The following is a 23,780-nucleotide window of genomic DNA, read 5'->3' as shown; positions in this document are numbered from 1 at the left end:
CTTGCTATCTCCGATAGACTTTGAAAAGCAGTTCAATCAATCGGCTGAACAGTGTCTACAAAGTTAGTGGCGATTCAGTAAGTAATGTTTTGTATCGCACTTTTTGATTCTGGTAAACCTAATTTTTGAACATCTATTTGATAGTGAGCTTTTATGCCATGATGGCTTTCATAGAACCCAGGATCAATAACTTTATAAGTTTCCTCACCGCCATTTGACTTCTTGCGTTGTATTAAATCACCCGGCTCAATCAGTATGTCTGATCTGTTGATGAATATCTTATTTTTTTGAACACTAGCTTTAACGCCATCAACAATGCTTTTATCCAGTTTTAAAATTGAAACTGTGTCCTTCATTAAACTATCGAGGCTCATTAATTATTTCCTTTTTATTCGGTATTGACAGCAACTTTACTATTTAAAACGGTTTTTTCTTCAGCTTCGCAAATAAGCTCAGTGCCTTCATAACTATTAACTTCGGATAGTTCGTCATCTTCATCATTTTCAAAAATGACTTGGTTAATTTTAATAATTATATTCTCAAAGGTTTTTATTGCAGTTGTGTTCACTGAGTAGGGGATGAAGGTGTGGTCTGCTACTAAGTCATTTTTGAGTTCTACAACGGCTATTCTTGCTTGCCAAAGTGTAAACGTTTTTTGATCGCTCATAGTGAAAATTAGATTACAGGGATCTAATTTTCACTCTAGGTAGTTGAAGAGGTGTTTATACGTTGGGGTAACTTTGGGGGTAGTAATTACTTTTAATTTACTTAGGTTGGCTTAAATATTAGTGTTTAAAGCAACATTCGGTTCAGGCTTCTGCATATAACAGTATCAAGGAGTATAAGAAGGAATAAAAACAAATTAAAATCAAAGGCTTAGATGAAAGTTTAGGCCTTTTTTTATATGGTGTTTCGCTACGGGGGCTGGATTAGTCTTTTATTGCGATGAGGTCGCGATAAACGTGCCAACTGGCATGTCCAACCACTGGCATGGTCAAAATCAAGCCTAGAAAATTGGTCGCCAGGCCAAATCCCACGAGGACGACAATACAGAATGCCCATAGAAACATGGGCACCGGATTATGTGCACAGGTGCGCAGGCTAGTGATGGCGGCGGTCCAGGCACTGGCATTACGGTCTAGCATGAGGGGCATGGCGATGACGCTGATGCTGAAAATAAACGCGGCAAACACGGCGCCAGCAGAAAAATAGACGAATAGAAATGTAGGCTGTTTAAACGTGAATACGCTGATGACTACGTCCGCAAAGGTTGGCAATGCACCGCTAAAATAATGCGCAAAGATGCTCATGGACAGGCGTGCCCAGGCCAAAAATACAAACACCAGCAACACCGTAAATAGCATCACATTGATGAGGTTGGGCATCCATGCGGTCAGGGTGGGGCGTAAGGCGGGGGACTCGCCGGATTCCAAGCGTCGGCTGAGGTCGTACAGGCCCATCGCCAAAAAGGGGCCAAGCAAGAAGAAGCCGGTGGTTGACCCGGCCAGTAGCCAGTAGTTTTCGGCAAATACTGCGTGAATGATGACGCCAGTGGCCGCGAAAATAATGCCGTAAAACAGGCTGGCGCGGCCGCCGAGGTGGATGTCAGTCACGCCTGCGTGTAACCAGTCTAGGATGATGTTGGCGTTGACGTGGCGAATCGATATGTCATCGTCGGCGCTGACTTTTGTTGCGGGTAAATTGTGAATGCTCATGTGGTTGCCCCCGGTTAAATTACGGCCACTATCAATTACTTGGCAGTAGTTTGATTAGCTGATCTGGGCACGTGAGTTGTGCACTTTTTATACGGGGCTAATCGTCACTACTGCATTTTTACATCGATCAACACAAACACTTTTGCAACTAGCATACCATCTAAATTCCAGGCTTACGAGTGACATATCGCAGGTCATTCTGATGGCTTTTTTAAAATCTACCACAAAAAATCTGCGCTGGCAGAAGTCTGTTTTTCATCTTTTTTTGACATGGTTTGCGCGTGGCGAGATCGCTTGATTGGGCTGCATTGATGGGCCGATGCCGTTGCGCACGGCCGCATTTTCTGACGCAAACCAGTGTTTGTTCTTTAACTTCTGGTCCCATAAATTTACATTAATGACAGGATCAATCCCGATTTTTTGTCTTGTCACTCTGGTTGTCTTGTGCTAATTTACAACATGTAACAAATTTGTAACTAAACGTAATTTAGTTGCTACAGGCTAAATTCTGGGTTGGCAAGCATGTTATCTATTTGCGAAACACAATGCATCACCAAGCCGAATGCATCTGCTTCTACAGAGAGTGTGTTCAAGTTGTTGCTGAGTTTGGGGGTGTTTTCAGGGCTGATCGCCATGGGTTTTTTGCATGTGGGTGCCTGGATGGTGTTGCCATTTGCTGGCCTGGAATTGGTGTTGGTGGTTCTGGCGTTTGTGGTGGTGTTACGTCACAGCGGTGATTACGAAAAAATCACCTTCGTTGAGAATCATGTTGAGATCGAACAAAGTGTGCTGGGAAAAATAAAACACGTTCGCTTTCAATGCTATTGGACCCGGATAACGCTCAGGGAAGGTGAGAACGGTAAGACGTCACTGTGGATTGGGTCCCATGATCAAGAGGTTGAGTTTGGTCGAGATACCATGGATAACGCGCAACGCGAACAAGTGGCATCTCATCTCAAGCGGGTACTTCTAAAAACTAAATAACTGGATTTTGGAGCGATTAGATGCAAGGGATGAAGAAACTCGGGGTTGGTGCGGTTGCATTGTTCTTGTCTTTAAGTGCACGTGCTGATTTCACCTGGAATTTTCCGGAGCCGGTTACGCCGATGGCTTTGGATACCCTCCACGTACATAACAAATTTATGCTGATTACTGCCGTCATTTTTGTGGCAGTGCTGGCAATCATGATTTACTCCATTGTGACTCACCGTCACAGCAAGGGCTACAAACCTGTGGCCGATAAAGCGCCTTCAACTGCGGTTGAAATTTTCTGGACGCTGATTCCATTTGCGATTTTGCTGCTGATCGACTTTGTCATCATGGGCATCCCGGCTTACCACAGCGTGGTGATGATGGAAGATACACGTGACCAGTCGACCATGGTGATCAAGATCACAGGTTCACAGTGGCGCTGGCAATATGAATACCTGGATGGCGATGCCAAAGGCATCAAGTTCGTCAGTAACCTGGCCACCAGCAATGACCAAATGCACAACGAAGCCGATAAAGGCGAGCATTACCTGTTAGAGGTGGATAACCCGCTGGTGCTGCCTGTCGGCGAAAAAGTACGCATTCTGATGACGGCTTCTGACGTGTTACACAACTGGTGGGTGCCGCAGTTTGGCTCCTCACGTGTGGCTGTGCCAGGTTTTATCCGTGAGACCTGGGTACAGGTTGAAAAGGCGGGCGTGTATCGTGGCCAATGTAAAGAGCTGTGCGGTAAAGGTCATGGCTATATGCCAGTGGTGGTGAATGCGGTGTCCAAAGAAGAGTTCGCTCAATGGGCGAACAAAAAACAAGATGAGCAAAAAGCCGCGAATGATGTCAAAGAGATGACCAAAGACGAACTGGTCGCTCAGGGTAAAGTGGTTTACGAGAAAAACTGCGCGGTGTGCCATCAGGTGACGGGTGCAGGTTTGCCTCCAGCTTTTCCGGCACTCACCGGCAGCAAAATCGCCACTGGCCCGATTTTTGGCGCAGATGGCAAATATCAAAAAGACAGTCATCTGGATCGTGTGTTGAATGGTAAAGGCGTGATGCCTGCCTGGAAGGCTACATTGAACGATACGGAAATTGCTGCGGTGATTACCTACGAGCGCAATGCGCTGGGTAATACGGCGGCTGTGGATGCACTGGTGCAGCCAGCGCAAGTTAAAGCTGCACGCGAATAATATTTGAGCGATTTTAGGAGAGCACTATGAGTACTACAACCGTAGCACATCATGATGAGCATCACGACGACCATCCGACCGGGATTATGCGCTGGTTAACGACGACCAACCATAAAGATATCGGCACCATGTATTTAACCTTTTCACTGGTGATGTTTTTGGTCGGCGGTTCGATGATTTTGGGCATTCGTGCCGAACTGTTCAAGCCGGGTTTGCAATTAATGAACCCGGAGTTTTTTAACCAGCTGATTGGCGTACATGCGCTAATCATGATTTTTGCGGCATTGATGCCTGCAGCGACTGGTTTTGCCAACTGGATGTTGCCTTTGCAAATCGGCGCGCCTGATATGGCTTTGCCGCGCTTGAATAACTGGGGCTTCTGGATTCTGCCACCGTCAGCTATTTTGCTCACACTGCCATTCACGCTGGCGTTGTTTGGTGTCGGTGACGGCGCGTTGGCGACTGGCTGGACCTTTTATCCACCGTTGTCCGTGCAAGGCGGGATTGGCGTCGACTTCGCTATTTTTGCTGTGCACTTGCTGGGTATTTCGTCAGTATTAGGCTCTATCAACATCATTGTGACGATTTACAACATGCGCGCACCTGGCATGACTTTAATGAAAATGCCTATGTTCGCCTGGGGCTGGTTGATTACAGCCTTCTTGCTGATTGCGACTATTCCAGTACTGGCCGGTGCGGTGACCATGTTGTTGACTGATCGTCACTTTGGTACCCACTTCTTTGACGCAGCTGGTGGCGGCGACCCGATCATGTTCCAGCATTTGTTCTGGTTCTTTGGTCACCCAGAGGTCTATATTCTGTTGCTGCCAGTGTGGGGTTTCATTCCTCAGATTCTGCAAACATTCAGCCGCAAACCAATGTATGGCTATAAAGCGCAAGTCTATTCACTGTGGGCGATTGGTGCTTTGGCTGTCGTTGTATGGGCGCACCACTTCTTTACTGCGGGTATGCCTGTGCCAGCTTTGCTTTACTTTATGTATAGCACCATGGCGATCTCACTGCCATTGGCCGTGTTGTTCTACTGCTGGATCCGCACCATGTGGAAAGGCTCCATGAGCTTTGAAACCCCGATGTTGTTTACTGTCGGCTGGATTATTCTGTTCGGTATCGGTGGCTTGACTGGTCTGGTACTGGCTGATGTAGCTGCGGATGCGCAATACCACAACAGTTATTTCGTTGTGGCGCACTTCCACTACACCCTGTTTGCGGGTGGCATCATGGGCATTATGGCGGGTGTGTACTACTGGCTGCCAAAAATGACTGGCCATATGTATAACGAGAAGTTAGGTAAAACACACTTCTGGTTAACCGCCATTTCATTCAACGTGACCTTTATTCCGCAGTTCTTTGTGGGCTTGGCTGGTATGCCGCGTCGTATTCCTGACTACGCATTGCAGTTTGCCGAGTTCAACATGATTTCTACGGTAGGCGCGTTTGTGTTGGGCCTGTCACAACTGCTGTTCGTGTACATCATTATTAGCTGTGTCAAAGGCGGCAAAAAGGCTACTGATAAAGTGTGGGAAGGTGCACAGGGCTTAGAGTGGACCTTGCCTTCACCTCCGCCTTACCACAGTTTTACCGAGCAGCCTGTCGTCAAGTAACTATATGTTGAAAGCCAATCAGTCTTTGATTGATTGGCTTCGTGTTAAAGGTGGATGTATTTTGAGTGATCCCAAGCGGTCAAATAATAGGAAGATTGCCTGGTTGTTGGCCGCCGTGGCTATCATCTGGTACCTGATTTCGATGTTTACGATTTGGAAGTAAGCGGCGCTTGCAACGGTTATGGCATTAGAACAAGCGCAAGCAGCAGCCAATAAAAAATTGGCGTTGAAGTTGGTCTGGATTATTGCGGGTGCATTGCTGTTTGCTTTTGCGCTGGTGCCGTTGTATGACGTGATTTGTTCGGTCACTGGCTTGAATGGCAAGACAAAAAATACGGCAGAAAGTGCGGCCAAGGCGGTCGTCGACTTGAAGCGCGAAGTCACTGTGCAGTTTGTGTCTTCTGTGATGCCAGGGTTGGGCTGGAACTTTTACCCCAAGCAAACCAGTGTGGTGGTGCATCCAGGCCAGGTGACGACGGTGATGTTTGAAGCAAAAAACATTACCAATGTGGAAGTCGCCGGGCAGGCAATTCCAAGCGTGACGCCAGGCAAAGCATCGGCACATTTAAAGAAGATTGAGTGTTTTTGTTTTGTCAGGCAGACACTCAAACCTGGGGAAGTAAAGGCGCTGCCACTGCGGTTTTTTGTCAGTGCAGAATTGCCAAAAGATGTACAAGAAATGACCTTGTCGTATTCGTTTTTTCCGGCAAGTCAGTAAACAATAATTATGAGCACTAAGTTAAAGGATAGGGAGTTAATGCATGGCTAGTCATTCAGAAAATCACTATTTTGTCCCGCATGGCAGTATTTATCCGGCGCTGATTTCCGTCGGCTTGCTGTCTATGGCCAGTGGTTTTGTTTTTAATGTTACCGGTTCGGATACGCGCCTGGATGGCTCCATTAAGAATCCGGCGCTGTCTTACCTCGCAACCCCGGGCAAATACATGATGTATCTAGGCCTGGCGATTATCCTCACCATGATGTTCAAGTGGTTGAGTACAGTGGTCACCGAAAGTATTACCGGCCAATATAAAAAATGGGAAGATAAATCTTTCCGCATCGGCATGATCGTGTTTATCTGTTCAGAGGTGGCTTTTTTTGCAGCCTTCTTTGGCGCGTTGTTCTACATGCGCGTGCTGTCGGTACCTGACCTGGCTTCTTATGCACCGGATATTACACCGTATAAAGACTTCTTAAGCACCTGGCCATCTCAAGGCCCAGGCGGTGTCGTACTGGGTGAAACCTACAAGCCAGACGTATCATTCCACCCCATGACCTGGAGTGGTTTGCCGCTGATCAATACCTTGTTGCTGTTGAGTTCTGGCGCAACCATCACCTGGGCGCATTGGGGGTTGATTAAAAATAATCGCAAGCAGTTGATTATTGGCCTGTTTTTGACCATTGCACTTGGTGTGACTTTCCTCTGCTGCCAGGCGGCTGAGTATCACCATGCTTATACAGAAATGGGCCTGACGCTGAAATCAGGGGCTTATGGTGCCACCTTCTTTATGCTCACCGGTTTTCACGGTTTCCATGTGACGATTGGTACGCTGATGTTGATTGTGATTTGGTTGCGCAGTATTAAAGGCCACTTTACGCCTGAGCATCACTTTGGTTTTGAAGGTGTGGCCTGGTACTGGCACTTTGTGGATGTCGTGTGGTTGGGTCTGTATATCTTTGTTTACATGCTCTGATGAATCAAAAAGGGCGCACTGGGCGCCCTTTTTAGCAAGCGTAATATTGTTAAAGTGTATGGCCTATATAGCCGAAATGCGCTGCAAGGATTAAAGCCAGAAACAGGAAAATGGATAGGCCGATACGCATGGTCAGGGCTTTCACGGTGCGATCGGAACCACTCTTGTCTTTGAGCAAAAACAGCAAGGCGGAAAATAGGCTACCCACAATGACAATCAGTATCAAAATGGTGACAATTTTAATGAACATGATGTGATCTCGCGTTAAGTTGATTACATTATGGGCTGTAAGCTGGAAAATGCAAATACCCTTGGGAAATTATGTCGTTCGTGTGCGCTGGCTGGTGGTGTGTGTCATGGTAGTCGCAATCTGGGGTTGTGTCCGGCTTGGCTTGTGGCAATGGCACAAGGCAGAACAAAAGCAGGAAATTACCCGTGCATTAACGCATCATGGCGATGCGGTTTGGCCGCAAGCGCAAGACTTGGATTCCCAGGCTAAAGTCGACACTTTGCATTTGCAGACCGTTGCATTCAAAGGGCATTACCTGCCTCAATATGCTTTTTTTCTTGATAATCAGGTGGAGCAAGGCCAAGCCGGATTTCATGTCATCACGCCTTTCTTGCTCAGTGACCAACAGCATGTGATCTGGGTGAACCGTGGCTGGATAGCCGGGTTCGCTGACCATCAACAAACACCAAAAATTTCCACCACGCAAGCTGAGCAAGTGATTAAGGGCTTGTTCTGGCAGCAAACGAAAGTTGGCTTCAGGCTGGATAAGCCTGGCCAGGCCTGGCAGTCTGTGCAACCCGTACTCGACTTTGCTTACTTGCGTCAGCATGTGCCTTATGTTTTTCCGGATGTAATCCTCAAACTCGCCCCAGCGGTTGGTGAGGGTTATGTGCGGCATTGGGATGTGCCTGCCGGGCAAGTGGAGAAGCACCTTAGTTATGCTTACCAGTGGTTTGGGTTTGCTGTGGCAAGCCTGGTGATTGGATTGACTCAAATGGTGGAGAAACGGGCTTGAATATGACCCATGAAGAAACGAATCCTTTAGTGGTGCTGGATCCTGTACAGCAGCGTAAAGGGCGCATGATTTTTTTGTTGCTGGCAATTTTTTTCACCGTGCCGTTATTGGTGGTGGTGGCGATGATCAAGTTTGACTGGCGTCCTACTGGCAAGAGCTATGGTCAATTAATCCAGCCGCCCGTTTCCATTGCCCATACAACCCATTGGGTGAGTGACCAGCAGCAGGCATTGCCAGCATTCTGGCAGGATAAATGGAATATCGCCTTGATCGCGCGCGAGTGCGATGCGCCTTGCATGCAGCGTTTGTACGACATGCGGCAGATTTATGTCTCGTTATACAAAGACATGATCCGTGTGCAGCGTGTATTGATTACACAACAAGCAGATACCACGGCGATTCGCGCCCGCTATCCGGATTTGCTGATTATTAATGGCCAGGCTGAACAAGTGGCCATGCTTGGCAGTATGTTGAGTGGCGGCGGCCAGAATACACTGGATGCACAACGCGTTTATTTTATTGATCCACTGGGCAATGTCATGATGCAGTATGGTCCCGAAATGGAGGCTAAGTGGATCCGCAAGGATCTGGTGAAATTGTTAAAGGCTTCATGGGCAGGTTAGTACATGTTTAAAGTGTTAAGTGTATTGGCTGCTATTGTGGCTTTTTGTGTGGTGGTGCTGGGATCGTATGTGCGGCTCTCAGATGCTGGTTTGGGTTGCCCGGATTGGCCGGGTTGTTATGGTGCGTTGACCGTGCCGCAGAGTGAGTCTGCAATCCAGTCGGCGCAGCAGGCTTATCCCGACAAGCCGGTTGTGCATGCCAAAGCCTGGAAAGAAATGGCACATCGCTACCTGGCAGGCAGTTTAGGCTTGCTGGTGGTGGCTTTGGCCGTGTTGGCGTATCGTCAACGGCATACCATTACAACATCCTGGCAGTTATCTGCCGGTTTGGTGGTGTTGATCGTTCTGCAAGCCTTGCTGGGGATGTGGACGGTGACCTTGTTATTAAAGCCGGTGATCGTGACTTTGCATTTGCTGGGTGGCATGACGACTTTAGCCTTGCTCAGTTGGATTGCGTTTCGTCATGGCAGCAAGCAGGACGTTGCGTTACCAGGCAGCCAGCAATGGTGGTTGCGTGTTGCGCTATTGATCTGGATCGCGCAAGTGCTGTTGGGAGGGTGGACCAGCAGTAATTATGCTGCCTTGGCCTGTACTGATTTTCCGACCTGTCATGGCTTGTGGTGGCCGGACATGGATGTCGGTGAGGCATTTCACCTCACGCGTGCTTTGGGGGAAAGCCGCGATGGCGGACAGTTGCACCTGAATGCGCTGACAGCCATTCAATGGATACATCGTTTGGGTGCATTCGTGGTGCTGGGCTGGATGCTGGTGAGCGTGAGATTTTTGCTGCAACGACCTGTTTCACGTCGCCTGGCTTGGGGGCTGCTGGCGATTGTACTGTGCCAGGTGGCGATTGGGGTTGGTAACCTGCTGTTGCAACTGCCGTTGGTGCTGGCGGTGCTGCATAACGCAGGAGCCGCATTATTGGGCGTATGGCTGGTAGCCATCAATGCCAGATTGTTGAATACATCATCAAATGTCATATAAAAAATAGGGGAACAGTATGCAAGCAGCATGGATGACACAGTTGGCTTCAGCCAGCATGGGGATGCGCAGTTTTTATGCGCTTTGCAAACCGCGCGTCACGGCATTGATCGTGTTTACTGCCATTATTGGTATGTTGATGGCGACGCCAGGCATGGTGCCGCTCTCGGTATTACTGGCCGCCACGGTGGGGATTGCCTTTGCATCGGGGGCAGCGGCGGCGTTTAACTGCCTCATCGAGCATAAGATTGATGCCATGATGGCGCGTACCCGCGCGCGCCCCTTGCCAACCGGTCAACTGTCGCAGATGGAAACACTGCTGTTTGCCAGCGTACTCGGCGGCATAGGCTTAAGCATTCTCTATTACTGGGTTAACCCGCTGACGATGTGGCTCACTTTGGGCACTTTTGTCGGCTATGCCGTGATTTATACCGTGTTCCTCAAACCTGCCACGCCGATGAATATCGTCATTGGCGGGGCCTCCGGTGCCATGCCGCCTATCCTGGGCTGGGCTGCTGTGAACAATACCGTGTCGCCAGAATCCCTGGTGATGTTCCTGATTATTTTCGCGTGGACGCCGCCCCACTTCTGGGCGCTGGCCTTATACCGCCGCGAAGAATACGCCAAAGTCGGCATGCCCATGTTGCCGGTCACACATGGCGAACAGTTCACCTTGCTGCATATCGTGTTGTATACCGTCATTCTGGTGGTCGTCTCCATGATGCCTTATGGACTGGGCATGAGTGGCTGGCTATACCTGGCATCAGCAGCTGTGCTGAATCTTGTGTTTATGTATTATGTGGTCAGTTTGTATCGCCACTACTCAGATGCACTGGCTAAAACCACCTTTAAATATTCTATTCTTTACTTGAGCTTGATCTTCGCCGCCTTGCTGCTGGATCATTACCTGGTGTAGTTGAGTCGTGGGCTGCTGAATAGTGGGAACCAGGTAGCGCAGATGCGCTACCTTTTTTCTACCCTAGTGCTTGGTCTCACTGCTCATCAGGCTATGCACGCGTTGGTGCGCAGTCTGCTGATACACCTGCTCTAGCAGTGAGCTGAACAGCGCAGGTTTGCCGTGTAAAAAGCCCTGGATAAAGTCACAGTTGATTACCCTAAGGATGCTCTCCTGACGGGCATTCTCCACACCCTCTGCAATCAGTTTGATATTCAATTCATGTGCCATCTGAATGATGGACCGGCAAAGAATAAAGTCATAATTATCGACCTCCAGATTTTTAATAAATGACTTATCAATTTTGACATAGTCAATTTGATATTTCTTCAGGTAGCCGAGTGCGGAGTAGCCTGTGCCAAAGTCGTCTATCGAGAGTTTGATGCCTGCCTGCTTCACATTTTTTAGAGTATCTTGCGTGACTTTGGAGGGTTCGAGCAATAGGCCTTCGGTAATTTCGAAGCAGAAGCGTTCACACGGGATGTTGGAGCGTTGCAGGCGCTTGATAAAAGCCATCAGGTGCTGCGGATGCGCAAATTGTACGGGTGAAATATTGAGGCTGATTTGTGTACCTTGCAGACGTAACAGGTCAATTGCGGATAAGTCATGAAGCACCTCATCAAAAATCCATTTACCAATTTCGATAATCACACCTGACTCTTCTGCCAGCGGAATAAACACATCAGGCGGGATGGCGCCACGTGTGGGATGTTGCCAGCGGATCAGCGCCTCCGCTTTAATCAGGCATAAGTCGCTCAGACGATAAATGGGTTGGTAAACCAAATGTAGCTCGCCATTGGCGACAGCTGAGCGCAAGTCATGCGTGAGCGAAATGCGGTCGCGTATTTCCCGCTGCATGGTTTGCGTGAAAAACTGATATTGATTTTTGCCAGCACGTTTGGCGGCGTAGAGTGCCTGATCGGCGAACATCATTAACTCTTCGCCGGACCTGCTGTGGTCGGGGAACACGGCAATGCCAATGCTAGCAGTGACAAAGTATTGGTTGTCTTCAATGTAGAATGGGGAGCGTATGGTGTCTACAATCTTGGCGCCAATCTCGTGCAGCACCTGAATATCCCGTAGCTTGGGGATGACCACCACAAACTCGTCCCCGCCCAGCTTGGCTGTGGTGTTGCCACTGCGTGCGCATGACTGTATGCGCAACGCCGCATTTTGCAATAAGCGATCCCCCACCGCATGACCCGCAATATCATTCACATCCTTAAACCCATCCAGGTCTATCAGTAATAAGCCCAATTGCTGCTGCGATTCTTGGCAATCAATAATCGCTTCCTCCAGGCATTTCTGTAACAGATAGCGGTTAGGCAGTTGCGTCAGGTAATCGTAATTGGCCTGCCGCCAGAGTTGCTGGCGAATGTCAGCCTCCCTGCGTTTTGCCCGTTTGTAAAAACGCCAGAATTGATGTAGTAATAATACGCATACAATAGCAATGGCCGTCATGCTGGTGCTCATGACCATGTCGTGAAGTGGAGGGCTGCTATGCGAGACTACCAGGTTCGCTGGCACGGCTGCAGCGGTTTGGTGCATCAGCGCGGCGATGGCGGCGAATAGATTGCCAGCCAGTGTGTTGATCGTGGTATTCATCACATTCTGTCCCAGTGATTGGAGCACATTTGTTGAGGCCTTGTATTCACGCGCTACGGTTGTAATTGTGGCGGGTGCAACAAGGGCTATCTCAATTAACGGACGAATATAAAGAAACTTTAGAGTGGATTTAAAAAAATAATAAAAAATCGCCTGTTGCAGGACAACAGGCGATGGTTGAGGTGTGTTGCTGAAATTATTTGGCTGACAAGCAGGATTTCATAAACGCTTTACGTTCATCACCAGCGAGCGCTTTGGTTTTTGCATCGGCATTACAGGTTTTCATTTTGTTTTGCTGTGCAGTCAGACCAGTGCTGGCGCCATCCGCAGAGAGGCATTCTTTCATAAAGGCTTTGCGCTCATCGCCTGCGAGTGCTTTGGTTTTAGCATCGGCATTACAGGTTTTCATTTTTTCCTGCTGCGGGCCCGCATTGGCAGAGATACAGACGCAAGACAACAACAAGGCAATCACCAGTTTATTCATGAAAGTCTCCAAACAAAAAAAGATAAGTATTTTTTCGAGTTCAGGCCGCTGGTTAGCAGACCCGTGCCTGGCATTGTGACATAGAGATTAACGGTTGGGGGGAATAAAAAAGCCCGGTGAAACACCGGGCTTTGACTAGCAATTAATGAATCGGCACAGTGTGTAAAGTGCCCGCTTTCATATCAGGAATCAGCAGTGATTTGCCATCTGCCGACAGGCTGATATCTGCGGCAGACTGGTAGCCCTGGATAATGCGTTGTGGCGTAGCTTTAGGTTCTGTCAGCTGCCAGACGTTACCGCCTGCCCAGTCGCTGACATACAGCAAGCCGTTGGCATCCCGTACCAGGCCATCGGCGCCGCCAAAGCCCTGGTTCAGCAATGTGACATTGGATTTCTTGCCGCCGATTTGCACGCTGAACAATTTGCCGGTGCCAAAGTCAGCCACCAGTAAACGATCCGGGCCATCCATCAGCAAACCATTCGGGCGTTTGATGCCTGCTTTGGCTTTAAGCACCTGCGTCAGTTTGCCATCTGGCGCAATCTTGAAGATGCCTGCGCCATTACCGTGGTCGTCGCCACTGTCTGATACATACACATTGCCCAAGCCATCGATTTCAATGTCATTTAAAAACACTGGCTTTTGCGGGAAAGCGCTGGCGGCAGCAATCACGGTTTGTGCACCACTATTGGCATCAATGCGTACCACGCGGTCCATATCGGCGACATACAACTGGCCATCAAACAGATCAAGGCCCTTGGGGTCATTCAGGCCATCGGCCAAGGTGGTGCGTGTACCGTCAGCGGCAATGCGTGTGATTTTGCCATCGCCCAGTTTGCCAAATTCGCCAATTTCAGAAATGTAAGTCACGCCTTCCGGAGTGGCAAAGACAGATTCCGGCATGACGAAACCACTCAAGGTATTGGCTTCGCTGGCAGTGGGTGCTGCTGCACCAGTTGTTGCTACGCGGTGTGTTTTGCCATCATAGCTGACACGATAAATCACACCATTGTAGTCATCCGATACTAGTAAAGAGCCATCTGGTAATTGCAGCACATCATTCGGGCGGCCCCAGACTTCACCTTCAGCGCTCAGCCAGCCGTCGATAAATGGCTTGGTTTCCTTGACCTGGTGCTGCGCGTCAAACGTCACGCGTACCAACTGGTAGCCGACCGGCACCTTGCGGTTCCATGAGCCATGTTGGGCAATCACGGCATTGCCTTGATATTCGGCCGGGAACTGTTTGCCAGTATAAAACTTAAAGCCCAGGTTGGCGGTGTGTGCCTGGAATTCGGCGACTGGTTTGGTCACGTCAGCTGGCGGTGTTTTGTTTTTCCAGTTCGGGTCACGCGCATCGCCACCGGCATAGTAAGGGAAGCCAAAATGCAAACCGGCTTTAAGCGCTGCGTTCAGTTCGTCATGTGGCACATCGGCGCCTAACAGGTCGACACCGTTATCGGTGAAAAACAGGGTGTTGGTGCCCGGCTGAAAGTCCATGCCTACCGAGTTACGCACACCTTTGGCAAAGGTTTCTACCTGGCTGCCATCAGCATTCATGCGAATAATCGAGGCTTCAATCCCGACCGGGTCACAAATATTGCATGGTGCACCCAAGGTGACATATAGCTTGTTGTCCGGGCCTGCCGCCAGGTAGCGCCAGCCGTGGTGTGCCTTGTCTGGCAATTTGTCGTAAATGATTTCACGCATGGCCTTAAACGGCAGAGTTAAATCGAAATCGGGGGCGGCATAACGTGTGATGCGATGTTGCTCAGCGACATATAAATGGCCATCCACCATGGCCACGCCATTGCCTACACTCAGGTCATCCAGAATAGTGACGACCTGGTCCGCTTTGTGGTCTTTGTTTTTATCGACCACGGCATATACTTTGCTGCCGCGAGTGCCGACGTACACATTGCCGTTGGTACCTAACGCCATTTGGCGGGCACCGGGTACTTCTGCATACACTTCAACATGAAAGCCTTCCGGCACGTGCAGCTTGCTCAGGTTTGCGCGTACATCGTTAATATCTGCCCAGGCAGAGGTGGCCAGTGTGGCGAACATGGCGCTGACCAGGCCTGTGATCGGTGGATTCTTTTTCATTGGTATCCCTTTCTCCAAAAGTATTGCAATCAATCCAATTGCAATAAGCCCAGTGTAAGCAGTTGCGTCCATCGTGAAAAGTTAAAAAATATGAAATGATTGCCTAATTCTATGGTGGTGGTGATGCTTATTGCTAATTAGGAGTAATATAAATGCCTAATTATTTTACTCACACTCATATTATGAATAATAACGAATGCTGGCATGCGCACGACAAAGACCGCACGATTGCGCTGCTTTCAGCGCTGACGCCGACGGAGGGGTTTACCCTCACCGCGCTGGATGGCGTCAAACTCATGCGCTGGAACCGGGCCATTCCGCGTAGCCCGGTGTTTTATGAGCCCAGTATTGTCTTTGTTTGCCAGGGCCGCAAAGTGGGCTACCTGGGTGGCGAGGTTTATCAATATAACCCGCAGCAGTTCCTGATCCTGTCGGTGCCATTGCCATTTGAAAGTGAAACCATCGCCTCGGCAGAAGAGCCCTTGCTAGCGATTTCCATCCGCATCAACCTGTCCATGGTTTCTGAACTGTTATTAAGTGTGGCACATGATGCGCCCATGAATATCAACGGTAAAAGCGGCATCAGCTCCACGCCATTGGATAAGCAACTGTCGAATGCCGTGGTGCGATTGCTGGAGTGTTTGCAATCCAAAGTTGAGGCTTCTGTGCTTGGGCAGTCGATTATCCGCGAGATTCATTATCGCATCCTGCAGTCTTCGCAGGCGTCGGCGATCCTGGCTGCACATAGCACCCACAACAATATGGGCAAAATCAGCAAAGCGCTACGCTTGATTCACGCCGAATATGCCAATGAACTCAATGTCGATACGCTGGCGGCGGTGTCTGCCATGAGCGTGCCGTCTTTTCATGCTGCATTCAGGGATGTGACGGCGACCTCGCCGATTCAATATTTGAAAAAGACACGCTTGCATAAGGCCCGCTTGCTGATGGTGCAAGACGGTATTAATGCAACCTTGGCTGCAACCAAAGTCGGCTACGAGAGTGCCTCGCAGTTCAGCCGTGAGTTCAAGCGCATGTTTGGTAAAAGTCCAATGGAAGAGGTGAGTGCCGTGCGCAGCGCGTTGATCACGTCACCTGGCGAATTTGTAGCCAATCAGAGGGTTGACCAGTATGTGACTGTTCAACAGTAAAATGGTCATTGTGACAATGAAATCACTTTTTCTTGCGTTAAATATGCCGACATCGCAGAGGATTAGGCAAGCATTTGATAAAAGCAGGCAAGCACTTTTGTGTGACCTTGTTTAGACTGTTTGGCAATACGGTGGCGTTGTTTTGCCATTGCTTAACACGTAACAATAGATGATGGAGATGCTATGAAAACTGCCGCCTATGGTGTACAAAATGCGACCTCACCGGTCGCACCCATGAGTATTGATCGCCGCGAAGCGGGGCCACACGACGTCCTGATTGATATCGAGTACTGTGGTATTTGCCACTCGGATATTCACCAGGCGCGTAACGAATGGGGCGGTGGTTCCCTGTATCCCATGGTGCCTGGCCACGAAATTGTCGGCCGTGTGAAAAGTATCGGCAGTCATGTCACCAAATTCAAGCTGGGGCAACTGGTTGGGGTCGGCTGTATGGTCGACTCCTGCCGCCACTGCGAAGAATGTCATGCCGGTGAAGAGCAATATTGTGATAGCTCGGTATTTACCTACAATGCCAAAGACCCCAAGCATGGCGGCCTGACCTTTGGTGGCTATGCCGAGCGTATTACCGTTGATGAAAATTTCGTTGTCAGCGTGCCGGAAAACCTGGATACCAAAGCCGTGGCGCCATTGTTGTGTGCTGGCATTACCTTGTATTCACCACTCAAACACTGGGATGTACAGCCTGGCCAGAAAGTCGGCATTATCGGTCTCGGTGGCCTGGGTCATATGGGCGTCAAACTGGCTGCCGCCATGGGCGCGCATGTGGTGATGATTACCACCTCCGCCAGTAAAGCCGCGGACGCGACCCGCTTGGGTGCGCATGAGGTGCTGATTTCAAAAGACGCCGATGACATGGCCAAGCATGCTGCCAGTTTTGACCTGATTATTGATACCGTGCCGGTAGCGCATGACCTCAATCCTTATATCGGCCTGCTCAAGCGCGATAAAACCATCGTGCTGGTCGGCCCGCTGGATCCGGTCGAAGTGCATGGCGCCAACCTGATTACCAAGCGCCGCCATGTCGCCGGTTCACTGATCGGTGGCATCGCCGAAACCCAGGAAATGCTTGATTTCTGCGGCAAGCATAATATCGTCAGCGATGTAGAAATGATTGATGCTAACTACATTAATGACGCTTACGAGCGCATGCTCAAGAGTGATGTGAAATACCGCTTTGTGATTGATATCAATTCAATGAAAGCTTAAGCAAACGCTTAGCAAAAGCCCTGTTCGTTTGAGCAGGGCTTTTTTATGGATGCCACAGCTTATTTTCAGCTAGGATCTGTGGTTGCCAATTTATCGGTTGCCTGCGGGTCAAGACTGTTAGCCTGTAGTTGCCATGCCTCAGCAAATGGGCCGCCATTCGCGCGCAACACGTCTGGCGGGCCATCTTCAATAATCACCCCATTTTTCAGCACGATGATTCTATCGAATGAGGCCAGTGTAGAAAGCCGGTGCGCGATGGCTAACACGGTCCGCCCTTGCATCAGCGAGGCTAACGCTGACTGGATTTCTTTTTCGGACTTGGAGTCCAGCGCAGACGTGGCTTCATCCAATATCAAGATGGGCGCGTCTTTGACAAAAGCCCTGGCGATGCCCAGACGTTGCCTTTGTCCACCAGACAGGCGGATGCCTTTTTCACCCACAATCGTGCGATAGCCTTTGGGCAAGCCGCGAATGAAGGCGTCACAATAGGCATCGCGTGCCGCGCTATACACTTCTTCGTTTGAGGCTTCTGGACGGCCGTAGCGGATATTTTCGAACACCGAGCGATGGAACAGGGCAATGTCTTGCGGGACGACGGAGATGTTTGCCCGTAAACTGTCTTGTGAGACCTGGTCGATACGCTGGCCGTCAATCAGGATCTGACCGCCCTGAATATCATCCAGGCGCTGAATCAGGCTGATCAAGGTCGACTTCCCGGCACCGGAAGCCCCCACCAGGCCGACTCTCTCACCAGCTTTGATCTCAAATGACAGCTGATCAAATACCTTGTGGCCATCCGGATAGCTATAAGACACATTGTCAAACAGGATATTGCCGCGCTCAACGGTCAGTTGCGAGGATGCATCCGGGTCTTTGACCGAGTGTGGCTGCGCAATCACTTTGAGTGTTTCATTGATGATGCCGAATTGTTGGGCAGTGCCGACCAAGGCAAGGGCAAGGTCCCGTGAGCCATGCAATATCCTGAAGGTGAGGGTGCTGACGATGACCACGTCGCCGGTACTAATGTTACCGGCGCGCCAGAGTAATATGGTCCAGACCAGCATGCCGGCACCGGTGACGACCAGGCATAGGTCATGAATCACACGCGCCAGTTCTACATACATCCAGCTACGTCGGTGCGCTTTTGCTTCCCGGTTCAACTCGCGAGACAGCCTGTTTTTTTCGCGATAGCGGGCGGAAAACGCTTTTACTGTCCACACGTTACTCACTACATCGATCATTTTGCCGCTGGCATCGGAGGATCGCCTGGCGTAATTGTCATGTATCCTGCGGCCGCGGATGCCGAAGATGATGAGCAGGCCGGCGACAAATAGCACTGAGAACAGCAAGCCCAAACTCATTTGCCAGCGAATGGTCGTCAGTACGAGAATGGCACCAAGAAAGTCGGTGATCGGCGGCAGGATACGCCAGAACATCGTGGCAAATATCTCACCGGTGGCAGCAGCTGTAGACGTGATGCGGTTGCCCAGTGCGCCTGAAAAGTGCTGGTTGAAGTAGCGCATCGAGTGGCCTGTCAGATGCTCGAACAGGTCTAGCCGGATATCGACCCCGCTGGCGACGATGGCGCGGGAACCTTGCCAGCCACCCAAACGCCACAACAGGTTCTCGATGGTGATCAATCCCAGGAAAAGGAATAAAGGTGCCCAGACATGGGCGGTGGCTCGTACCGAACTGTCCATGGCATCCACCAGCAGCTTCATGGCATATTGCACACCAACCGCTGAACTGGCGGCGCCGATGATGATCAGGAACACTGAGCCAAACAACCAGGGGCGGCGCGTGATATACAAAAACAGAAAACGGACAGCTTTCTGCGGGATGGGGGAATTTGTCAGGTTCACAGATGAATAGGATGCCAGGCATTGAAGAAGCTGAAGATACGCTTCATTAAACCAGAAAAATCATATCAACGACCTGATCATTTTCTTGGCAAAGTATATTTTTCACTTGCAATTGGTTTGATTCCATACTATATTGATCCGTATTATGTTGCTGCTTAAAGAATTACCTACCTCCAAAAGCCTGGAAAAATTTGTGACGCGTTATCCCGGCACAGACATCTCGGCCATTTCAGACTTTGTCAGCATCTTGCGTGCGGCGTCGGATATTTCGTCTGCGCTCGATGCGTTGCTGGCCCAACATGGGTTGTTACAAGGTCGCTGGTGGGTGTTGGTATTGCTTATGCGCCAGGACGACCTGACCTCTTCCCCTTCAGAGCTGGCTGACAAGGCGGGTGTGACCAAGGCGACAATGACTGGCTTTATTGACGGCCTAGAGCGCGAAGGGCTGGTGTCACGTTTTATGGATACCAATGACAGACGCAAATTCCTTATCCGCTTATCGGTGGCCGGACAGCAAAAACTGGACGAAGTGATGCCAGTATATGTGAAATGCGTCACGCAGTTTATGAATGTGTTGGGCAAGCCGGAAAGAAATACCTTGATTGCAGATCTCGCCACGTTGGCCAGCCGGGTCGATTTAATCAAGTAAATTGAACCAGTAAAATTTTTTAGTTATTTAGTTTGATTCCATACTATCAATAACCATACTTTATGTTTATGCCATTGACTATCATTGCCATATTGCCGCGCCAACCCCTGAGAGTGTCTCGCTGGGGTGTCTGGTTATTGGCCCTGCTATTAAATGGATGCATCAGTTCCAAAGGCATCATCCCCGCGTCGCAACCGCTGGCGCAAGATAAACTGGTACTGGGCAAGGCGATAGAGGATGCCTCCGCCATTGCCTGGCCGACTGAACATTGGTGGCAGGCGTATCAGGATACGCAGTTGGACCGCCTGGTGGAGAAAAGCCTGCATGACCATCCAGACCTCAAAAAAGCCACGGCGCGCATTGCCTTGACGACGGCGATGGCCGAGCAGGCGCATGCGGCGACTTTGCCGAATGTCGGCGGTAAAGTGAGCTCGTCACGTGAGCGCTTTACCGAGTTGAGTTTTATCCCCAAGCCGTGGGCGGGCCGCTTTAACTGGAACAACCAGGCGACGGTAGACATGTCTTACAACCTGGACTTATGGAAGCAACAGAAGTCAGCTTGGCTGGCAGCGCTGGATGAGACCCATGTCAGTGAAGCCGAAATGCAGCAGGTCAAAATTGAGCTGACTGCTGCCATGGTGAAAAGCTATATCCGCCTGGCGGCAGAGTATCAGTGGCGCGACCTGGCAGCAGAGGAGCTGGATGATGTGCACCATGAAATTGCCATTGCTAAAAAAGCGCTGGCCGCCGGGCTCAATACGCAATTAAACCTGAGCCGCCTGGAGGCAACATTGCCAGCCGCTCAAAACAAGTTGGCGCAGATTGAGTTACACCTCACTTTGCTGAAAAACCAGATTGCGGCACTCAGTGGGGAAGGGCCTGGTGCAGGCGAGGGCATTGCCCGGCCCGGTTTGCATTTGTCGGCCAGCATCGGCCTGCCTGATCAATTGCCTGCCAACCTGGTTGGCCGCCGCCCGGATATTGTCGCCGCCAGATGGCGGGTCGAAGCGTCGCAAAAGCATATTCAAAGTGCCAAGGCAGCGTTTTACCCGAATATCAATTTGTTGGGCTATATAGGTTTTCAGGCGCTGGCATTTTCCGGCCTGTTTTCCAGTGCCGGTTTAGTCGGTAACCTGGGACCGGCCATGTCATTGCCTATTTTTGATGGCGGCAAGCGCCGCGCTAACCTGTCGGCAGAAACGGCGCTGTATGACATGGCGGTAGAGGATTACAACGCGACTATTCTCAAGGCACTGGAAAGTCTTTCAAATCAGCTTTCCATCTTGAATACGGTGGCGATCGAAACCGACAATACGCAGCAGGCACTGGCAAAAACCGAACAGGCGCACAGGTTAGCGGTGAAAAATTACCGCGCCGGGTTAAGCAACCTGGTGGAGAGTCTGCAAACTAACGCACTGGTATTGCAACAAAAAGGCATTCTGGTGGAACAGGAGGCGGTGCGGCTGGAAGCCTATGCGGCATTGATGCTGGCACTGGGTGGAGGGGTGATTGATGCTGAGCACGCAGCACATTAATCATTGCATACAGCGGTTACTCGCTGGTATGGCTTTGCTCAGGCAGGGAGCGCGACTGGTGGCCGTGTGCCTGCAACAGGCAGGCACAGACTGGTACCGGCAGGATTTCCCCCTGATTGGCTATTTGTTCAAATACCTGTTGGCCGCTTTCCTGGCGTTGTGGGTGGCCTTGAAAATGGAGATGGATCAACCGGCAACCGCCTTGCTGACGGTGGTGATCGTCATGCATTTCCGCTCCGGCATGGTCATCACCAAAAGTTATTACCGCCTGATCGGTACCGTGATCGGGATTTTGTTTTCCATGTTGCTGGTGGCCTGGTTTGCGCAAGACCGCTTCCCGTTTTTTATTGCGGCAGCGCTCTGGATAGGCATGTGTACGGCAGGCTCGCTGGTGTATCGTAACTTCCAGTCTTATGGGTTTGTCTTGGCTGGCTATACTTTGTGTATTGTCGGCTTGCCTGCGACGCTGACACCTTGGCATACCTTCCAAATCGCCTCAACCCGCATGTCTGAAATTGGCGTCGGGTTATTAATTGCGACCTTGGTCAGTGAGCTGGTGCTACCGCAACGCCTGTGGGAAAACATTCAGACAGTCGTACGCAGCAAATTTCGCGATTTCAGCGTATTACTGGGCACCGGCGCACCTGCTGGGCTCAATCAGCCGTTTTTAAAGTTCATGCAAGATATTTATCAGTTAGAGGCATTTCGTTCGTCTGCGCAGTTTGAAACGGATGATGCGCGAGTACATAGTGCAACCATCAACCGGCTCAATGTGCAGTTTATGGCAGTTTCTACGACCTATGTCGTCTTGCAGCGGCTGATCCAGCGTTTACAAACCCGTGCGGCGTCAAAGGAAGCAGACGCTTTGCAGGTCTTGATGCAGCCCTTATCTGCCGCGGCGCTCATAGACGGGCAGCCTGCCAGTCATGCTGAAGCCATTACCCGGGTGCAGCAAGCTGTCGCAGCGTTTCAACATGATTTTGATGCGCGCCTGGCGGTGCAGTTACAACACTTGATGATGCATCCGGAGGTCAATCAGCTGGAGGTGGAAACTGGTGGAGAATTGCTGTCACGCCTGGCAAAAGAGTTGACTGCCTACCTGGACACCTATGCATTGTTAGTGGCACAGCCACGTGCGCGCAAGGTGGCGAGCCGTGAATTCACCGCTGACCAGTTGCATATGCACATTGACTGGTTGCCGGTGTCGATTGCTGCGACCCGTGGCGCACTCACCTTGCTGATCCTGGCGGCCATCTGGATGACCATAGACTGGCCCTCCGGTATCCTGGCCATGACGCTGGGGGTGATTACAAGCACCTTGTTTGCGGCTAGTCCGGCGCCAATGGCCACTATTCGTCAATTCTCAGTAGGGGTGTTGCTGGGCATCGTGCTGGTGTACATCAGCAATGTATTCTGGCTCACCGCGGCACATGATTATGTGATGCTCTGTATCGTGATTACGCCAGCAGTTTTGCTCGCCGCCTGGCTAAGTGCACGGCCAGCCACCACCCTGGTGGGCGCAGGATTGGGCATTGCTTACTTTTTGATGGTGGGATTCAACCAGGCGCTGGGCGATAACCCAGTCAAATATTTTAACGACTCTATTGCACTCATGGTGGCACTGGTGGTGTCCGGCATCATGTTCAGCCTGACGGATTATGCGGCGAGTCCCTGGGCCAAGGCCCGTGTGTTTACCCAATTGCGCAAGCTAGTGGTCGATGCCTGTCTGCATACAAGTATGACAGCGCCCCTTTTTGAAATGCGCACACGCGATTTGATCCAGCGTTCCGGCAGTGTGCATCGTCCACAAGAGGCTGAAAGTGTGCGTGTCGTCGAGGCCTTGTGTGCTGCGCTAGAGGTAGGACATGCCGTGTTGGCGTTGCGTGCGGTTGCCAGGGGGGTATCGGCACAGCCTTACCAATTAGTGCAACGCACGTTGACGTTGGTCGCCAGTTATTACAAGCAGCCAGGGTTGGCGCAGCAGCAAGCCGTGTTGCAATGGTTGGATCATTTTCTGGCCTGGTTGCAAGGCGGGGAGTATGCCGATGCACTCCTATCTTCACAAGCGCGAAAGCTCACCACGCAATTGCATTTTATCAGGCTGGTTATCGCGGCAGAGCTGCCGCAGGACCTGGCTTCAACGTCAACCGGAGCTGACTCATGATGCATGCATGGATTCCGCGTGAGTTTGCTTTTCTGGATGCCCATGTGCCCACCTTGTTTGTGGCGTTTTTGCTCGCCGCGGCCGCGATCTGGCTGATGGATAAAGCATTGGCCGCCTGGGGAATTTACGACCTAGTGTGGTATCCGGCCTTGTTAAGGGTTTCCTTGTTTTTTGGTTTGTTTTCCGTGTTTGGTTTAATGGTGTATTGAAAGG

Annotated in this window: 23 protein-coding genes; 15 read left to right on the top strand and 8 right to left on the bottom strand. The window is 50.5% G+C overall.

Features of this window, described 5'->3' with window-relative positions:
* Nucleotides 1-74: 74 nt before the first annotated feature.
* The 3 genes from ACIDE9_RS10460 to ACIDE9_RS10450 all read right to left on the bottom strand — a co-directional run bounded on the left by ACIDE9_RS10460 (nt 75) and on the right by ACIDE9_RS10450 (nt 1,715).
* Nucleotides 75-374: a hypothetical protein gene (locus ACIDE9_RS10460; RefSeq protein ID WP_411994670.1), complete on the bottom strand. Its 300-nt coding sequence runs from the start codon at nt 372-374 to the stop codon at nt 75-77.
* A 14-nt stretch (nt 375-388) separates the two neighbouring features.
* Complete coding sequence (locus ACIDE9_RS10455) at nt 389-667, bottom strand: hypothetical protein (protein ID WP_411994668.1); 279 nt, start codon at nt 665-667, stop codon at nt 389-391.
* Between the two features lie 262 nt (nt 668-929).
* On the bottom strand, nt 930-1,715 hold the full coding sequence (locus tag ACIDE9_RS10450) for a DUF2189 domain-containing protein (RefSeq protein WP_411994666.1): 786 nt from the start codon (nt 1,713-1,715) through the stop codon (nt 930-932).
* 522 nt (nt 1,716-2,237) lie between these two features.
* Here ACIDE9_RS10450 and ACIDE9_RS10445 point away from each other — a divergent pair.
* The 5 genes from ACIDE9_RS10445 to ACIDE9_RS10425 all read left to right on the top strand — a co-directional run bounded on the left by ACIDE9_RS10445 (nt 2,238) and on the right by ACIDE9_RS10425 (nt 7,202).
* Nucleotides 2,238-2,699 carry a DUF2244 domain-containing protein gene (locus tag ACIDE9_RS10445; protein WP_194754741.1) on the top strand — a complete coding sequence of 154 codons (462 nt, stop codon included), beginning with the start codon at nt 2,238-2,240 and terminating at the stop codon, nt 2,697-2,699.
* Nucleotides 2,700-2,719: 20 nt separating this feature from the next.
* Complete coding sequence (gene coxB / locus ACIDE9_RS10440; RefSeq protein ID WP_411994663.1) at nt 2,720-3,886, top strand: cytochrome c oxidase subunit II; 1,167 nt, start codon at nt 2,720-2,722, stop codon at nt 3,884-3,886.
* Between the two features lie 26 nt (nt 3,887-3,912).
* A complete protein-coding gene (ctaD, locus tag ACIDE9_RS10435; RefSeq protein ID WP_194754739.1) occupies nt 3,913-5,508 on the top strand; it encodes a cytochrome c oxidase subunit I in 1,596 nt (531 codons plus the stop codon).
* A gap of 181 nt (nt 5,509-5,689) precedes the next feature.
* Nucleotides 5,690-6,226, top strand: a complete 537-nt coding sequence (locus ACIDE9_RS10430; RefSeq protein ID WP_411994661.1) for a cytochrome c oxidase assembly protein — start codon at nt 5,690-5,692, stop codon at nt 6,224-6,226.
* Between the two features lie 43 nt (nt 6,227-6,269).
* Nucleotides 6,270-7,202 (top strand): cytochrome c oxidase subunit 3, encoded by a 933-nt coding sequence (locus tag ACIDE9_RS10425; protein WP_411994659.1) that lies wholly within the window; start codon nt 6,270-6,272, stop codon nt 7,200-7,202.
* Nucleotides 7,203-7,251: 49 nt separating this feature from the next.
* On the opposite strand, the gene ACIDE9_RS10420 is transcribed toward ACIDE9_RS10425, so the two are convergent.
* Nucleotides 7,252-7,452 carry a twin transmembrane helix small protein gene (locus ACIDE9_RS10420; RefSeq protein WP_024930704.1) on the bottom strand — a complete coding sequence of 67 codons (201 nt, stop codon included), beginning with the start codon at nt 7,450-7,452 and terminating at the stop codon, nt 7,252-7,254.
* Nucleotides 7,453-7,501: 49 nt separating this feature from the next.
* Between ACIDE9_RS10420 and ACIDE9_RS10415 the strand changes: the two genes are divergently transcribed.
* The 4 genes from ACIDE9_RS10415 to cyoE are packed head-to-tail and all read left to right on the top strand — an operon-like array spanning nt 7,502 to nt 10,750.
* Nucleotides 7,502-8,227 carry an SURF1 family protein gene (locus ACIDE9_RS10415; RefSeq protein WP_411994657.1) on the top strand — a complete coding sequence of 242 codons (726 nt, stop codon included), beginning with the start codon at nt 7,502-7,504 and terminating at the stop codon, nt 8,225-8,227.
* Between the two features lie 2 nt (nt 8,228-8,229).
* Nucleotides 8,230-8,850: a hypothetical protein gene (locus ACIDE9_RS10410; RefSeq protein ID WP_411994674.1), complete on the top strand. Its 621-nt coding sequence runs from the start codon at nt 8,230-8,232 to the stop codon at nt 8,848-8,850.
* A gap of 3 nt (nt 8,851-8,853) precedes the next feature.
* Entirely contained in the window at nt 8,854-9,837 is a 984-nt protein-coding gene (locus ACIDE9_RS10405; RefSeq protein ID WP_411994655.1) for a COX15/CtaA family protein, read from the top strand.
* Between the two features lie 16 nt (nt 9,838-9,853).
* Nucleotides 9,854-10,750, top strand: coding sequence for a heme o synthase (gene cyoE, locus ACIDE9_RS10400; protein ID WP_228520002.1), 897 nt, complete (start codon nt 9,854-9,856; stop codon nt 10,748-10,750).
* A gap of 63 nt (nt 10,751-10,813) precedes the next feature.
* Here cyoE and ACIDE9_RS10395 read toward each other — a convergent pair whose 3' ends face one another.
* The 3 genes from ACIDE9_RS10395 to ACIDE9_RS10385 all read right to left on the bottom strand — a co-directional run bounded on the left by ACIDE9_RS10395 (nt 10,814) and on the right by ACIDE9_RS10385 (nt 14,979).
* Nucleotides 10,814-12,394 carry a putative bifunctional diguanylate cyclase/phosphodiesterase gene (locus tag ACIDE9_RS10395; RefSeq protein ID WP_411994652.1) on the bottom strand — a complete coding sequence of 527 codons (1,581 nt, stop codon included), beginning with the start codon at nt 12,392-12,394 and terminating at the stop codon, nt 10,814-10,816.
* A gap of 196 nt (nt 12,395-12,590) precedes the next feature.
* Nucleotides 12,591-12,878, bottom strand: coding sequence for a PsiF family protein (locus ACIDE9_RS10390; protein ID WP_411994650.1), 288 nt, complete (start codon nt 12,876-12,878; stop codon nt 12,591-12,593).
* A 142-nt stretch (nt 12,879-13,020) separates the two neighbouring features.
* Nucleotides 13,021-14,979 carry an SMP-30/gluconolactonase/LRE family protein gene (locus tag ACIDE9_RS10385; protein ID WP_411994648.1) on the bottom strand — a complete coding sequence of 653 codons (1,959 nt, stop codon included), beginning with the start codon at nt 14,977-14,979 and terminating at the stop codon, nt 13,021-13,023.
* Nucleotides 14,980-15,161: 182 nt separating this feature from the next.
* Between ACIDE9_RS10385 and ACIDE9_RS10380 the strand changes: the two genes are divergently transcribed.
* Both ACIDE9_RS10380 and ACIDE9_RS10375 read left to right on the top strand, forming a co-directional pair.
* Nucleotides 15,162-16,130, top strand: coding sequence for an AraC family transcriptional regulator N-terminal domain-containing protein (locus ACIDE9_RS10380; protein ID WP_411994646.1), 969 nt, complete (start codon nt 15,162-15,164; stop codon nt 16,128-16,130).
* Between the two features lie 183 nt (nt 16,131-16,313).
* Nucleotides 16,314-17,357, top strand: coding sequence for an NAD(P)-dependent alcohol dehydrogenase (locus ACIDE9_RS10375; protein ID WP_411994644.1), 1,044 nt, complete (start codon nt 16,314-16,316; stop codon nt 17,355-17,357).
* A 65-nt stretch (nt 17,358-17,422) separates the two neighbouring features.
* Here the strand turns inward: ACIDE9_RS10375 and ACIDE9_RS10370 are convergent, their stop codons facing one another.
* On the bottom strand, nt 17,423-19,219 hold the full coding sequence (locus tag ACIDE9_RS10370) for an ABC transporter ATP-binding protein (protein ID WP_411994642.1): 1,797 nt from the start codon (nt 19,217-19,219) through the stop codon (nt 17,423-17,425).
* Between the two features lie 145 nt (nt 19,220-19,364).
* Here ACIDE9_RS10370 and ACIDE9_RS10365 point away from each other — a divergent pair, with 145 nt between their 5' ends.
* The 4 genes from ACIDE9_RS10365 (at nt 19,365) to ACIDE9_RS10350 (ending at nt 23,776) form a co-directional block, all read left to right on the top strand.
* On the top strand, nt 19,365-19,868 hold the full coding sequence (locus tag ACIDE9_RS10365; protein WP_411994639.1) for a MarR family winged helix-turn-helix transcriptional regulator: 504 nt from the start codon (nt 19,365-19,367) through the stop codon (nt 19,866-19,868).
* Nucleotides 19,869-19,936: 68 nt separating this feature from the next.
* Nucleotides 19,937-21,403: an efflux transporter outer membrane subunit gene (locus ACIDE9_RS10360; protein ID WP_411994637.1), complete on the top strand. Its 1,467-nt coding sequence runs from the start codon at nt 19,937-19,939 to the stop codon at nt 21,401-21,403.
* Nucleotides 21,381-23,567 (top strand): FUSC family protein, encoded by a 2,187-nt coding sequence (locus ACIDE9_RS10355; protein WP_411994635.1) that lies wholly within the window; start codon nt 21,381-21,383, stop codon nt 23,565-23,567. The genes ACIDE9_RS10360 and ACIDE9_RS10355 overlap by 23 nt, the downstream gene beginning before the upstream one ends.
* Nucleotides 23,564-23,776, top strand: a complete 213-nt coding sequence (locus ACIDE9_RS10350; RefSeq protein ID WP_411994633.1) for a DUF1656 domain-containing protein — start codon at nt 23,564-23,566, stop codon at nt 23,774-23,776. Before ACIDE9_RS10355 ends, ACIDE9_RS10350 begins: the two co-directional genes overlap by 4 nt.
* Nucleotides 23,777-23,780: the final 4 nt, after the last annotated feature.

This window comes from Methylophilus sp. 'Pure River', from assembly GCF_046765995.1.
In the GTDB taxonomy this organism is placed as follows: Bacteria; Pseudomonadota; Gammaproteobacteria; order Burkholderiales; family Methylophilaceae; genus Methylophilus.
The sequence above is the reverse complement of the archived record's forward strand: the minus strand, read 5'-3'. Positions and strand labels throughout refer to the sequence as shown.